General features: G+C 72.5%; 9 protein-coding genes and 1 pseudogene. 6 read left to right on the top strand and 4 right to left on the bottom strand.

Features of this window, described 5'->3' with window-relative positions:
* Positions 1 to 39: 39 nt before the first annotated feature.
* Both G443_RS02265 and G443_RS02270 read left to right on the top strand, forming a co-directional pair.
* The gene (locus G443_RS02265; RefSeq protein ID WP_245588978.1) at positions 40 to 837 is read left to right on the top strand and encodes a TylF/MycF family methyltransferase; all 798 of its coding nucleotides are present in this window, start codon (positions 40 to 42) and stop codon (positions 835 to 837) included.
* Between the two features lie 281 nt (positions 838 to 1,118).
* Positions 1,119 to 1,550 carry a hypothetical protein gene (locus G443_RS02270; RefSeq protein WP_245588977.1) on the top strand — a complete coding sequence of 144 codons (432 nt, stop codon included), beginning with the start codon at positions 1,119 to 1,121 and terminating at the stop codon, positions 1,548 to 1,550.
* 129 nt (positions 1,551 to 1,679) lie between these two features.
* Here the strand turns inward: G443_RS02270 and G443_RS25275 are convergent.
* Together G443_RS25275 and G443_RS02280 are read right to left on the bottom strand one after the other, a co-directional pair.
* Positions 1,680 to 1,838, bottom strand: a pseudogene (locus G443_RS25275) (hypothetical protein); the annotation flags it as partial.
* Between the two features lie 424 nt (positions 1,839 to 2,262).
* Positions 2,263 to 2,955, bottom strand: coding sequence for an O-methyltransferase (locus tag G443_RS02280; protein ID WP_026420633.1), 693 nt, complete (start codon positions 2,953 to 2,955; stop codon positions 2,263 to 2,265).
* A 2,075-nt stretch (positions 2,956 to 5,030) separates the two neighbouring features.
* Here G443_RS02280 and G443_RS02285 point away from each other — a divergent pair.
* Positions 5,031 to 6,968 carry an AAA family ATPase gene (locus G443_RS02285; protein WP_253860098.1) on the top strand — a complete coding sequence of 646 codons (1,938 nt, stop codon included), beginning with the start codon at positions 5,031 to 5,033 and terminating at the stop codon, positions 6,966 to 6,968.
* On the top strand, positions 6,944 to 7,813 hold the full coding sequence (locus G443_RS02290; protein ID WP_253860099.1) for a helix-turn-helix transcriptional regulator: 870 nt from the start codon (positions 6,944 to 6,946) through the stop codon (positions 7,811 to 7,813). Before G443_RS02285 ends, G443_RS02290 begins: the two co-directional genes overlap by 25 nt.
* A 126-nt stretch (positions 7,814 to 7,939) precedes the next feature.
* Here the strand turns inward: G443_RS02290 and G443_RS02295 are convergent, their stop codons facing one another.
* The gene (locus tag G443_RS02295) at positions 7,940 to 8,887 is read right to left on the bottom strand and encodes an SDR family NAD(P)-dependent oxidoreductase (RefSeq protein WP_035293175.1); all 948 of its coding nucleotides are present in this window, start codon (positions 8,885 to 8,887) and stop codon (positions 7,940 to 7,942) included.
* Between the two features lie 843 nt (positions 8,888 to 9,730).
* Between G443_RS02295 and G443_RS02300 the strand changes: the two genes are divergently transcribed.
* Both G443_RS02300 and G443_RS02305 read left to right on the top strand, forming a co-directional pair.
* The gene (locus tag G443_RS02300; protein ID WP_026420629.1) at positions 9,731 to 11,299 is read left to right on the top strand and encodes a molybdopterin-dependent oxidoreductase; all 1,569 of its coding nucleotides are present in this window, start codon (positions 9,731 to 9,733) and stop codon (positions 11,297 to 11,299) included.
* Positions 11,300 to 11,396: 97 nt separating this feature from the next.
* Positions 11,397 to 12,092 (top strand): fasciclin domain-containing protein, encoded by a 696-nt coding sequence (locus G443_RS02305; protein ID WP_026420628.1) that lies wholly within the window; start codon positions 11,397 to 11,399, stop codon positions 12,090 to 12,092.
* Positions 12,093 to 12,211: 119 nt separating this feature from the next.
* On the opposite strand, the gene aztD is transcribed toward G443_RS02305, so the two are convergent.
* On the bottom strand, positions 12,212 to 13,411 hold the full coding sequence (aztD, locus tag G443_RS02310; RefSeq protein WP_026420627.1) for a zinc metallochaperone AztD: 1,200 nt from the start codon (positions 13,409 to 13,411) through the stop codon (positions 12,212 to 12,214).
* Positions 13,412 to 13,450 lie beyond the last annotated feature (39 nt).

Raw genomic sequence — 13,450 nt, forward strand, 5'->3', positions numbered from 1 at the left:
GGAGCGGGCACCAGAACGAACCACGAAGGACGTGTGGCTGTGATCGCTAGGCAGAACACCTCGCACTCGAGCGCGCCCGACACCAGCGAGACCGGGGCCGCCCTGTACCTGGACCTGTTGGAGAGGGTGGTGACGAACCTGATCTACGAGGACGACGGAATCCCGAACCGGTACCTCCCGGACGGCCGGTTCGACCTCGACCGTCGCCAGAACGGGATCGACTGGCCCAGCGTGGCGCACACGATGGTCGGCCTCGAACGTGTGCGGAACGTGCGTTACTGCCTCGAACGCGTCCTCGCCGAGGGCGTACCCGGCGATTTCATCGAGACCGGTGTGTGGCGAGGGGGCGTCTGCGTCTTCGCCCGTGGTGTGCTCAAGGCGTACGGATGCACGGACCGCGCCGTCTGGGTGGCCGACTCCTTCCAGGGCATTCCCGATACCGGCCCGGACGGCCACCACCTGGACCGCGCGTTGGCGTTGCACGAGGCCAACCATGTCCTGGGTGTTCCCCTCGATGTCGTGCGACGCAACTTCCAGCAGTACGGGCTGCTGGACGACCAGGTCCGTTTCCTGCCCGGCTGGTTCAGGGACACGCTGCCCACCGCGCCCATGGAGCGGCTGGCGGTGTTGCGCCTGGACGGTGACCTCTATGAGTCGACGACCGACGCCCTCACCAACCTGTACCCGAAGCTCTCGCCGGGAGGGTTCGTCATCATCGACGACTTCGTGATCGAGGCGTGTGCCCAAGCCGTGCACGACTTCCGGCAGCGGGCGGGCGTCGAGGAGCCCCTGGTCGCGATCGACGACGGCGGCGTCTACTGGCGCCGCGAGAACTGAACCAGCGGCCGCGCCCGGGATGCGCGGGGGTGCGGAGGGGGGCTTCCGCCTCGCCCCCGGCACCCCGTACCCGGCGGTGCCCCTCCCGTTGGCTGGCGGGGCGGCACCACGGACCACCGCGCGCGAATTCCTGGTCCGGTGCGCCGTCCCGCCCAGGGACCGGACGAGACGGAGTCGCGACGTGCGTGCGCTGTTCTCGATCTTCCCCACGGTCGGGCATCTCTACCCGATGATCCCCCGCGTCAGGGTTCCGGGCGGGCGGCCACGAGGTGCTCTTCGCCGTGCCGCGCGACTGCACCGCCCAAGTGGCGAGTGCGGGTTCCACGGCGTTACCGACGAACGCCTCGTTCGACTCGGCGGCGTTGATCGTCGAGCTGATGAAGGAGCCGTGGACCGTCGACCCCCGCGACCCCGACGACCGCCACCGAACCACCCCGTACCCCCTCACCGAGGACACCCTCGCCGAGTCCGTCCGGACCGTGCGGTCGTGGTCCCCGGACCTCGTGGTGGTGGATCCGGGAGGCCGGCGCCCAGTTGGCCGCCGAACGTGCCGGCGTGGCCTGGGTACTGCTGCCGTGGGGATGCTGGTCCCGCCGGATATCCCGGTCGCCATGACCGTTCCCGTGCTGAGGACGGTGGGGGACCTGGAACGGCGAGCGGGTGTCGAGTCGATCTCGGGACGGTTCGACCCCGGTCGCGGGCCAGGTTCGTGATCGCCTGGCTGACCGACGCCTCGTTCTCCGGGGCGAGGGCGGACGCCGCCCCGTCGATGAGCACGATCCGGGCCTTTTGGGCAGCTCCCTGGCGATGGACACCCGCTGGCGTTCCCCTCCGGACAACTGGGCCCCGGCCTCACCCACCCGGGTCTGCCAGCCGTGCGGAAGACGGTCCACGATCTCGTCGACCCGTGCCGCGCGGGCCGCCTCCCGCAACTGGTCGGCGGTGGCGTCCGGTCGAGCGAGCCGCGGGTCCTCCTCGGTGGTCGCGTCGAACAGGTACACGTCCTGGAAGACGACGGGTGGAGGGCGAAGACGTCGTCGCCACGGACTGCCCGCTGGTAGTGGTCCGACGGGACGTCGGGAGCGTCCTCGTCACGGCCGCCGCTGGCCACCACGTCCGCCAGGAACTCCGTCAGCATGTCCCGCTCGGGGAACACGTCCACGACGGCGAGCCCCGCTCGGGCACCGACCTGGACCGTCAGGCGCCCGCCAGCGCACCGGGGCCACCGGGAGACGTGGACCACCGGACCCCAAGTGGCCGGGAGTGTGGACCGTCCCGCGCCGGGGCGCTGGTGGGTGGAGCTGACGAAGGCGTGGCCGGGACTGGCGCGACCTCCCGTGTTCGTGAACGCGGGCGCCGCCCGCTCCCCCTCGGTCCACCGGCCGGCGGTGAGGGAGGGTTCCCAGCGCGCCCTCCGGAAGCCCCTCAGCCCGTCCGCAGCGACAGTTCGTTCCCCCGGGTCTCGTCGAAGGGGACCGTCAGGGTCAGGTAGCCGTTGTGCGGGGCCCGGACGTGGTCGCGGTAGTCGGACACCGCCTCGATCGCGTTCTCGGCGACGACCAGCGCGCCGGGGCGCAGGTACGGTTCCACGAGCCTCAGGACGGGGAGGTAGAGGGAGAACGCCCCGTCGAGCAGGAGCAGGTCCACCGGCTCGGCGGGCTCCGCGCGCAGCGTGTCGAGGGCGTCCCCGACCCGGACGTCGACCAGGTCGGCCAGTCCCGCCTCCGCGAGGTTCTCCTGGGCCCGTGCCGCCTTGGCGGGCTCCAGCTCCGTGGTGACCAGGTGACCGGCGCCGTTGTCGCGCAACGCGGCCGCCAGGTACAGGGTCGAGACCCCGAACGACGTCCCGTACTCGATCACGAGTCGTGACCTCGTGGTCCTGGCGCAGACGTAGAGGAACTGGCCGAAGGTCGGGGACACGCTGAAGTAGTTGTCCGCGTACCGGTGGTACAGGCTCCGGTAATCGCGGGCCTCCTCTTCCAGCGTCCGCCGGATCAGGTCCTCGTCCGCCATCGCCCCGCCTGGGCGGTCCTCCAGGACGGGTTGGTCGGCGGCCTCGGCCTCCTGGTGCAGACGTGCGATGACGTCGGCCACCCGGGGGTCCGTGAGTGAGTTCATGGATGCTCCTTCAGTAACAACAGGGCCGGCACCGGACCGGACGTGGGCCCCGCACCAGGTGAGGTGGCACTCCGCGTGCTCCGGTTCGGGTCGACGGGCGTGGATGGGACGTGGGGGCGCCGTGCCGCCCGGTGCGCGGGCGGGATCGGCGGGTGCGGGCGGGTCCGGGGCCTCGGGCGTCGTGGTCCCCCCGCTCGCTGGTGTCGCCCTCGCCAGGCCCCGGAGCCACCGGGGGGGAGTGGTCGCCGGCTGAGGAGCGGGAGGCGCTCCCGGTGGCAGCCTTCGTCAACGGTCTCCTCCCACCCGGTCAGGGAGCGCGGACGTCTCGGTGGGAAGGACCGAGGGCGGCGTCCCGACCTGCCACCTGCCGCCGCACCCCGCGAGCCGGTCGGCCCTCCTCCCGGGAGAGGCTCCCGCACTGCCCTCGACGATTTCCGAGGATGTCGTGGAGGGGAGCTGGAGTGCGGCTGGGCGGGCGCGGGTTCCCGATCCGCCAGCGAGCGGATCACCCGTGCGGTGGGGGCGGGGTAGCTGGTCGCGCCGCGCGGTGGTAGCGGAGCTGACCGTCCGGAGGGCCTGGTCGCCAAGAGGGTCGCTGACCGGGGCGGGGAGGATCGCCGGACCGCCGGTCATGCCCGAAACCGCCTCGACGAGGTCGTATCCGACACCGGAGGGGAGCGGGGTCACGGTGGAGACGGCGAGCCCGGCCGTCGCGCACAGCCGTGCGTAGTCGTTCCGGATCCGTTCCCGGCCACCGTCATCAGCATCATGTTCAGGTCGCTGAGGTAGCGGCGTCGACCACGGCCGAGGCGGTTCCGGGCGGCACGGGTTGGACGATCAGCACTTTCCCGGACGTGGGCATCGCCCCCGGCGACAGCGCAGGATGGTGGCCGCACGGTCGTCGTCCCAGCCGCGCATGATGCTCTTGAGCGGGTAGAGGTCCCTCCCAGGCGGAACCGCCGTGAAGCAGTCGCCGGCGCTGGTCTCACACCGGTCGCCCAGTCCGGTGGCGCGCGTGGCGGGGTTCGTCACCGAACTGGTCCGTCCGCCAGTTCGAGCTTGATCGCCACGTCGAGCGCGTGCGTCGCGAGAGCGCTGTACCCACAGCGCATCAACGTGGCTCGCGCGGTTCTGAACTCCGTCATCGATGCTCCTCTGGTACTCCGTCATGAGCTGTCCGGACGTCCTCGGGCTGTCCCTCCGCCCGTGCCCGCGCCGCACGCGAGGAGGCGGAGGGAGGAGACGCGCGTCGCGTTCCGGCGGGCCTTGGGTCGACCCGGTCGCGCGTCGGGGTGGGGAGCGGGCACGACCCCTTGCCGTCGGCCCGGGTCAACGGAGCTGGCGGTTCGCATCGTGGCCGGAGCATCACCCGCCCAGGTCGCCCACCGGCGGCTCCCCCGTGCCCTGGCACCGGGTGACGCACGGTGCTGTCGACATCGTGTTGGCCCCTTCCCGCTGGTCGGAAACCAAGGATGTAGTGCGGATCGGACGAAGTCTCTGTGGTGGCACCGAACGGTTTTCCGAACGCCGTCCGGGCACTACCGAAACCGGCGGCCACGTGGTCGTCCGGGGGACGGGAGACGGAGCGGAAGGCGGAGGAGTCCTGGCCGGACGAGGGGCCGCCGCTTCCGAGCGACGGCCCGCGTGGCGCGGAAGCCCGGCACTCCCGGGTTCGCTCCCGTGCGGTGGTCGTCCACTCCGCTTCGCGGTGGCGGCCGTGCCACGAATCCTGGCGTCAGTCGCGGAGTGGGCGGCGGTGGAACAAGACGAGGTCTGGTTCTAGAACCACCCTGGCCCTCCCATGACGCTGGCCGGTGCTGTGATCAGGGTGGATGGCGGAATCGCGGAATCGTGGGGAGGGAAATCCGCTGTGGTGGGTGAACGGTGGTCCTAGGACCATTGTTGTCCCGACCGTGCGGTGTTAACCTCGTTCCGAATTCGACCCGGGATGACGTTGTTCGCGAAATCTGGTCAGGAAACTCCGCTAACGGTTCGCGGTGGACGGAACGAGGTCGTTGTCCTCCAGTCGTCGAACGTTTTCCTTTCCCTGTCGTCAAACCTGTGCAGACGGAGCCGTGTCAACAGGCGAACTGATCTTTACGGAATTCGACGAGAAGCGCCCGTTCCGCCGTGCTGGTCACGCGCTCGTCGGACGCCGGGAGCACCTGCGAGCGGTCCGCACCGCGCTGGCGGCGGTCGCCGCAGGAGACGAGGCCGTCATCCTGGTCGAGGGCGGCGCTGGAACCGGGAAGTCGGCGCTGTTGCGGGCGGCGGGGAGCAGCGCCCACGGCCTCGGGCTGCCCGTGCTCCCCGTGTCTGCGAGTTCGTACGAGGCAGACGAACCGTTGGGATTGGCACGGCGGATCTGCGAGGCGGCGGGCACCGAACCCCCAGCGCTCGTCGACGACATACCCGAGGCGCGCCGCGTCGTCTTCGAGCGGGTGACGGCGTGGGCGCGTGGCGCGCCGGCGCTCCTGGCCATCGACGACTTCCAGTGGTGTGATGCCGCCTCCCTGCGCTGCCTGTCGTTCCTGCTGCGGCGCGGGGTTCGCGGTCTCGGTGTCCTGGCCAGCCTCACCACCGGGGTCAGCGGTGCGGACCCCGTGCTGGTGGACGAGGCGCAACGCTCCCACCCCCGGCCGGTCCGGGTCCGGCTCGGTCCACTCGGTCGGGCCGAGGCCGACCGCCTCGTGGCCGGCGTTCTCGGACCCGTACCCGCCGACCTCCGGGCCGCGCTGTTCGAGTGGACGGGAGGGAATCCGTTCCTGCTCGACGAGGTCCTCACCGAGCTGCCCGGCCACCCGAGCGGTCAGGTCACCGACATCGTCCCGCGAACGGTGTACCCGTGGTTGTCCGGGTTACTGGCCAACGGCAACCCGGTCTGCCTGCCCGTGGTACGTGCGTTGGCTGCCCTGGGCGACCACGCGAGCCCGACGGTGCTCGGTGAGGTCGCCGGTCTCTCCGCCCTGGAGGTCGACTACGGGATCCGCGCCCTCGCCGAGCTGTCGCTCCTCCGGTCCGGCCCTCGACCAACGTTCGCCCATCCGGTCGTCGAGGCCGCCGTGGCCAGGCAGATCACGCCGCATGAGCTGGTGAGGCTGCGGCTGGTCGGGGCCCGGTGGCTCGTGACCACCGGCGCGCCCGAGACCTCGGTCATCTCCTACCTGGTGGACAGCGGTGTCGCCGACCACCCGGAGGGCGCGGAGCTCGTCGTCGCGACGGCGCGTGGGATGGTGGACCGGTCACCACCGGAGGAGGCGGTGGCCCGGTTGCGGGACGCGCTCTCACGTCGACTTCCGCTTCCCGTGCGGACGGAGCTGCTCCAGCTGTGCGCGCGGGCGGAGTTGGACCTGGACGTGGGGCTGGCGGAGCGCCGGTTGGGCGAGGCCGTGGTCTTGCTGGGGTGCTCGCGCCGGCCGGCGGTCCTGGTCGACCACGCCCGCGCGTTGCACGCCCTCGGGAGGTTGGACGAGGCGGCACGTCTGCTGTGCTCCGTCGACGCCGAGACGCCCGCCGGGGAGCGAGACCCCGCGTTGCGGGACCGTGTCCGCCTGGAGCTCGCTACCATCGTGGCCGGTGACCCGGCGGTCGCGATGGCCCCGACATCCGATCCCCGGGACGCCGTGGCAGCGGTCGTCCACCTGTTGGTCGATGGCGGTGTTCGTGGCGCACCGCGTCACGGTCTCGCCCTGGGCGACCTGTGGGACCTGCTCACCCCGGCCGCTCCCGACGGGCTGCCGTTGACGTGGTTCACGGCGGTCCGGGCACTTCTGTCGGCAGGCGAGGGCGCGGGTCTGTTGTCCTACGCCCGGCTCTGGGTTTCCGCCGCCCGGCAGGGAACACTGCGCCTGGCGCTGGGGCACGCGCAACTCGCCGAGGCGTTGTTCCGCCTCGACCGTATCCGCTGCGCGGGGCCGCCGTCAACGACGTGTTGCGGCAGTGGGAGACGCTGGACCACCCGGGCGGGTGCCTTCCGATCATCGCGGCGATGCCCCCCGTCCTCGACACGCTGATCGAACGCGACGAACTGGACTCCGCCGTCGAACTGCTGCGGCAGCTGCCCCTCAACCCCGACCGCCGTCCGCACTGGCACCAGCTGGCCCTGCTGCTCCGCCGTGGCAGACTGCGCAGGCTGCTCGGCGATCCGGCGGGTGGCCTTTCCGACCTGGTGCGGTGTGGCCGGGTCCTCAGGGAACGCGGTTCCCGGGTTCCGCATCCGCTGCGCTGGCGTCGTCACGCGACAGTGGCCCTGCTGGACCTCGGCCGGCTGGACGCCGCGCGCCGACTGATCGACGTGGAGCTCAGCGACGTCCGACGACGCTCCCCAGTGGGGAACGAGCTCGGGGTGACCCTCAGGCTCGCCGGTCGGGTGGCCGGGCCCTCCGTCGGCCTGGGGTTGCTCAGCCAGTCGGTGGAGGTGTTGGAAGCCGGTGGCTCACGTGTCGAACTCGCGCGGTCGCTGGGGGAACTGGGAACGGCCCTCTCCCGGATGGGCCGTTCCCGAGCGGCACGGTCGCGGTTGCGCCGCGCGTGCGGGCTGGCGGAGGAGACCGGGGCGGTCAGGCTGAGGGCATGCCTGGAGGCCCGGCTCCGGGACGCCGGGGGGCGGGTGCGGAAACAGGTGACGGGCGTCGGCGCCCTCACGGCCGGCGAGCGCCGGGTCGCCCGCCTGGCGGCGACCGGCCACACGAACCGCCAGATCGCGGCCGAACTCTTCATCACGCGCCGTGCCGTGGAGATGCACCTGACCCAGGTCTACCGGAAGTTGGGGATCAGCGGACGCGGTCAGCTCGCCCGTGCGCTCGACGACGCCGACGACCCGGTGGTCCGGCATGGCGTTGTTCCAGCGGGTCGGTGACCAGGGGCGGCGGCGGATCGCGGCGGAGGGGAGGGTGCCACCCCCGTCCCACCGGGCTCGTCGGACCTCGCACCAGAAGTGGCGGGTGAGGTGGCGCCCGGGAATCATCTCACCCCGGGTGCCGTCTCACAGGGCGGGCAGCCGCAACGGTCGACCCGCCGCCACACCGCCGTCGACGGGGATCGAGACCCCCGTCAGGTAGGAGAAGTCCTCGGAGGCGATCGCGAGCACGGCGGAGGCGATGTCCTCCGGCGTGGCGATCCGCCCGAGGCCGTCCACGTTGAGCTGGCCCAGGCCCACCTTCGCCTGTTCCCAGAGCGCGTCGTCGAGCCCGGGGGGCCGGATCATCGCGGTGTCGGTGATGCCGGGGAGGATCGCGTTCACCCGGATCCCGGCGCCGCCGTACTCCAGGGCCGCGGAGCGGACCAACGCCTCCTGGGCGCGTTTGCTCGCCTGGTAGGCCGAGAGTTCGGGGCGGCCCACGACCGAACCGACCGAGGAGTTCACGATGATGTGCCCACCGCCGTGGGCGATCATTGGGGGCAACTGCGCCCGCATCGCCAGGAAGGTCCCCCTGGTGTTGGTGTTCATCGTGTCGTCCCACTGCTCGAGGGTCATCTCGTGCAGCGGCGCGGTGTGTTGCACACCGGCGTTGTTGAAGGCGATGTCGGGCGGTCCGAGGTTCTCGATCGCGCGGTCGACGAAGGCCTGCGTGGAGTCGGCGTCGCGTACGTCGGCCCGCAGGTAGACGGCGTGGCCCCCGGCTCGGCGGATGCGTCGTTCCACCGCGCGGCCGTGGGACTCCCGGCGTCCGCAGAACGCCACCCGCGCGCCCTCGGCGGCGAAGGCGGCGCAGGTCGCCTCGCCGATCCCGGAGGTGCCGCCGGTGACGAGGACGACCTTGTCCCGGAAGCGCCCCCGTCGGCCCGTGGCGGTGCCGCTGCCGGCGGCGTCCGCCGAGCCGGCGCCGAGCATTCCCAGTCCGAGCGCTCCGGCCCCCGCCGCGGCTCCCAGGATCGCGCGCCTGCTGTGGGTGGCGGCACCCGTGGTGCGGGAGGTGTGCGTGCTGGTCATGGTCCTCCGGTTCCTGTGGCCTGGTCGCGGGGCTGGTGCGGACGGGTCCGGCGCGGACTCGGACGCACCCAAAGAAACGCGACTCATTGCTCGCAAAAAAATACGAGGATTGGCTCGTAAAGTCAAGGGGTCCGTGGAGCGGCACGACCCCGCCCCCGTCACCGACCGGTGGGCCGAGGGGCGACCAGCCCGCCACCCCCGGCGTCGGGTCCGCGCGAACCCGCCGGCCACCGGGTGGGACGGCGGCGGAGGCCGGCCTTCCCGCGGGGGCCACCATGTTCCGTTCCCTCCCCGGTCCGCGGTCGGCCTCGCACCGGCAACGGATGCCACCCCCGCCCGCCGGGACCCGGGGACAGGACCAGGTCGGTACCCACCGAGCCGGCGGGAGGCCGCGACACGTCGTCCACTCAGGACGTTGCCGAGCGGGACCGCGGCGGACGGTAGGCCACCACACGCCCCGCCCCGAGCATCGGTGACTGGCCGGAGCCGCCCGGGTGGGCGAGGCACCCCACGGTCGGACCGCTCCCGCCGACCAGCACCGCCGCCGGCGACCGGGTGGGAGGACCGCCCCGGCGGGCGGGCGGGTGACTCGGTCCGGACCCGGTGGCACCCGACCGGGCAGGCCACCCGGAACGTGGACCCCGACCAGATCGCCCCGCACGGTCCCGCGCTCCCGCACCGGAGTCCTCCGCGCCGCCCACCCCTCGGCAGCTGCCCGGAGGCGGGCGAGTCGACCCAGTGGCGCTCCGAGGTCCTCGCCGCCCGCCGGGGTCCACTGCGCACGGACGCGCGGTGAACCAGGAGCAGGGCAACCCCCGGGCACCTCCGCCCCGAAGAAGGGGCATGAGGGACCACGAGAGCGTCCACCCACCCCCGCGAGGAACGTCCTGCCTGACCGGGCTGCTGGCCGTGGCGGCCGCGCTCGGTGCCGGTCACCTGCTGGCCGGGCTCACCGGTTCGCCCGGGTCCTCGCCCTTCCTCGCCGTCGGGAACTCCGCCATCGACCTGGCGCCGGAACCCGTGAAGGACTTCGCGATCGCCGCCTTCGGCGAGGCGAACAAGACCGCGTTGCTGGTCGGGATGGGCGTGGTCCTCGCGGTGCTCGGCGCCGCCGGCGGCCTGGCCTCGCGCGGCGGCCCACTCCCTGGCCTCATCCTGGTCGGGCTCGGGGGGACGGCCGGGGCCCTCGCCACACTGGGCCGACCCGACCTGCCCACCTGGGCCGTGGCCGTGCCGCTCTCGTCGACCGTGGTGGGTGGCGTGGTCTTCGCGCTGCTCTGGTCGGCCTCCCGCCCGCGCGGTCCCCGGAAGGACACCGGGGAGGACCCGGCCCTGACCGGGACCGGTGCGGGCCTGGGGCGCCGGCGGCTTCTGGTGTCCACCGGCGCGGTCGCGTTGGGCTCGGCGACGGCCACGCTGGGCGGTCAGGCGCTGACCGGTCGAGGCGGGCTGGAGGAGTCCCGACGCGCGGTCACCGCCCGCCTCCCGCCCCCCTCGCCGCCACCGGGCGGCGCCGACTTCGTCGACCAGGGGACCCCGACGTTCATCACGGCCAACGACGACTTCTACCGGGTCGACACCGCGCTGCGCGTGCCGGCCCTTCGCGCGGAGGACTGGCGGCTGCGCGTCCACGGGCTGGTCGAGCGGGAACTGTCCCTGAACTTCGACGACCTGCTCCGCCGACCCTGGCGGACCGAGACGATCACCATGACCTGCGTCTCCAACGAGGTCGGCGGTCCCTACGTCTCGACGGCCGAGTTCGTCGGCGTTCCCCTGCGGGACCTCCTGCGGGAGGCGGGAGTCCGGGCGGGGGCCGAGCGGGTGTTCGGCACCAGCGTGGACGGGTACACCGCCGCGACCCCGGTGGAGACCCTGCTCGATCCCGACCGGGTGGCCCTGCTCGCCTTCGGGATGAACGGGGAGGCCCTGCCACCCGAGCACGGCTTCCCCGTTCGCATGGTCACCGCCGGCCTGTACGGCTACGTGTCCGCCACCAAGTGGCTGGTCGACCTCGAGCTGACCACGGGCGACCGCCGCACCTACTGGGAGGAGCGGGGCTGGGCCGAACGAGCGCCGATCAAGACGCAGTCCCGCATCGACTCGCCCCGGGGGTTCGAGACGCTCCCCGCTGGCAGGACCACCGTCGTCGGGGTCGCCTGGGCCCAGACCACGGGAATCGACTCGGTCGAGGTGCGGGTGGACGACGGGCCGTGGCGACCGGCGACCCTGGCCCGGGAGGTCAACCCGGACACCTGGCGGATGTGGCGGGCCGAGGTCCACCTCGTTCCCGGTGGCCACCGCATCTCCTGCCGGGCCACCGACCGCGACGGCCACACCCAGACCGAGGAACGGGTCGGCACCGTGCCCGACGGGGCGACGGGCTGGCATGCCGTCGTCTGCACCGCCGAGTGACCGCGCGGAAGAAATTCACGATCCGGGGCAATACCTCCGGCCGCACGTACCGAAGACCCCATGAAGTCCCAGAAAGAGACCGAGGAGGAACGATCCGATGAGGACCACGCGACGCACCGCCCTGGCTGGCGGCATCACCGCCTCGGCCCTGCTGCTCGCCGCCTGCGCCAGCGGCGAGGAGGAAGCCCAGGACCCCGGGCCGGGAACGGACGGGGGCACGGTGACCAGCGCGCCGGAGCGACCGGAGGAGGACACCTCGCCGGAGGACGGGATGGCCGGTGACGGGGTGACCACGGCCGCCGACGTCTACGGGCCCGGCTGTGACCAGGTCCCCACCGACCCGGAGGACCCGGGGTCGGTCGAGGGCATGATCGACGACCCGGTGGGCACCGCCGCCAGCAACAACCCGCTGCTGACCAACCTGACGGCGGCCGTCGAGGCGGCCGGGCTCGGGGACACCCTCAACGACACCGGCGCCAGCTACACGGTCTTCGCGCCCGCCGACCCGGCCTTCGAGGCGATCCGCGAGGACGAGCTGACCGCGTTGTTGACCGACCCGGACCGGGCGGACGACCTCACCGGCGTGCTGACCTACCACGTCGTCCCGGAGCGGTTGGACGCCGACGGCGTCGCCGAGTGGGGAACCCTCGACACCGTGCAGGGCGGCCAGCTCACGGTCGAGGGCTCGGGCGAGGACCTGACCGTCAACGGGGCCAGCGTGCTGTGCGGGAACATCCCGACCGCCAACGCCACGGTGTTCGTCGTCGACGAGGTGCTCATGCCCCAGGAGTGACCTCCGGCCGGCACGGCCTGGCGGGGGCTGGTGACCACGCGGGACGGGGTGACCACCGGGACCGGCGGCGGTCGGTGCGCGTCCGACCGCCGCCGAACCCCGGACCGGGTCGACCCGGATCAGCTCAGGGTGCCGCTGAGCTCGTTGGGGGCCGAGGGCAGCGACCCGGTCGCCGTGATCTCACCGGACTCGAGGTCCACGGCGTGGATCTCGGTGGCGCTGGGGTCGGTGACGAACGCCGTGCCACCTCTGACGAAGATCGCCGGGCGCGGCTGCTGCCACTCCAGCGGCTCCTCCCACTCGTCGATCACCGGGATGGTGTTGACGACCTCGGCGGTCTCCGGGTCGACGACGTGGATCGCGCCGTCGGTGCCCAGGACGAGGGCCTCGCCCTCCGGGCCCCGGGCCAGGGAGCGGAAGGTGTAGCTGGTGCCCAGCTCGACGAGCTCCACGCTCGCGTCCTCGGTGTCGATCAGGGAGATCTGGGTGGGGCGTTCCAGCTCCGCGTCCGGGTCCTGCTTGTAGTCACCCAGGGTGATGCTCGATTCCTCGGAGCCGGCCTGGTTGCCGATGCGCCCGTAGTCGGTGGGGCTGTCCACCTTGGTGATCTCACCGTCGCGGTAGATCAGCACACCGGTCTCACAGCCGATCACCACCGCCTCGTCCCGCGCGGTGGCCTCACCGTGCACACCGGGGCAGTCCTCGTTGCGGGCGATCTCCTCGCCGTCGCCGTCGAGCACGACGATGCCGGGGCGTTCGTCCTCGTTGCCCAGGGTGGTCACCAGTTCGCCGGTGGACAGCTCGACCGCCACGCCGTGGTGCGGCTCCGGGGTCGTGTGGGTGTCCGCCTCGGGCAGCGAGTCGCCGAGGGAGTCGGTGTCGAAGATCAGCACCTCACCGGAACCGTCGAAGAACAGCACCGTCCTGCCCGCGTGGCGCACCACGTGACCGGGCTTGGGGCCCTCGAACTCCAGGTCCGTCAGCTCCGGCGTGGCCGCGTCCAGCACCTGGAAACCGGAGGACGTGGACACGAAGAGGTGGCGGTCGTCGCCGGCGGGGTTCAACCGGTTGAACCCGTCCAGGGCGATGTCCTCGACGACCTCCAGGGTCGTCGGGTCCAGCACGTAGAGGCCGCCGTCGTAGGTGGTGACGATGGGGTCGACGACCGAGGGCGTGGCTGCACCGGTCGACGCCTCGGCGTCGGTCGCCTCGTCGTTCTCGGTGGACCCGCCGCACGCGCTGAGGGTCAGCGCGGCGGCGAGGGCCGGCACGGCCAGTGCTCTCACACGTCCGGCCGGGGTGCGTGGGGAGGTTCGCATCTGTGTTCGCTCTCTGTTCTCGTTCGGTGTTCCCGGGCC

This window comes from Actinoalloteichus caeruleus DSM 43889, from assembly GCF_000429185.2.
GTDB lineage: Bacteria > Actinomycetota > Actinomycetes > Mycobacteriales > Pseudonocardiaceae > Actinoalloteichus_B > Actinoalloteichus_B caeruleus.

Excerpts from the sequence above, each read along its gene's own strand:
- G443_RS02295 (WP_035293175.1), bottom strand. The coding sequence starts at position 8,887 with ATGACCAGCACGCACACCTCCCGCACCACGGGTGCCGCCACCCACAGC.
- G443_RS02290 (WP_253860099.1), top strand. The coding sequence starts at position 6,944 with ATGCCCCCCGTCCTCGACACGCTGATCGAACGCGACGAACTGGACTCC.
- G443_RS02280 (WP_026420633.1), bottom strand. The coding sequence starts at position 2,955 with ATGAACTCACTCACGGACCCCCGGGTGGCCGACGTCATCGCACGTCTG.
- G443_RS02305 (WP_026420628.1), top strand. The coding sequence starts at position 11,397 with ATGAGGACCACGCGACGCACCGCCCTGGCTGGCGGCATCACCGCCTCG.
- aztD (WP_026420627.1), bottom strand. The coding sequence starts at position 13,411 with ATGCGAACCTCCCCACGCACCCCGGCCGGACGTGTGAGAGCACTGGCC.
- G443_RS02300 (WP_026420629.1), top strand. The coding sequence starts at position 9,731 with ATGAGGGACCACGAGAGCGTCCACCCACCCCCGCGAGGAACGTCCTGC.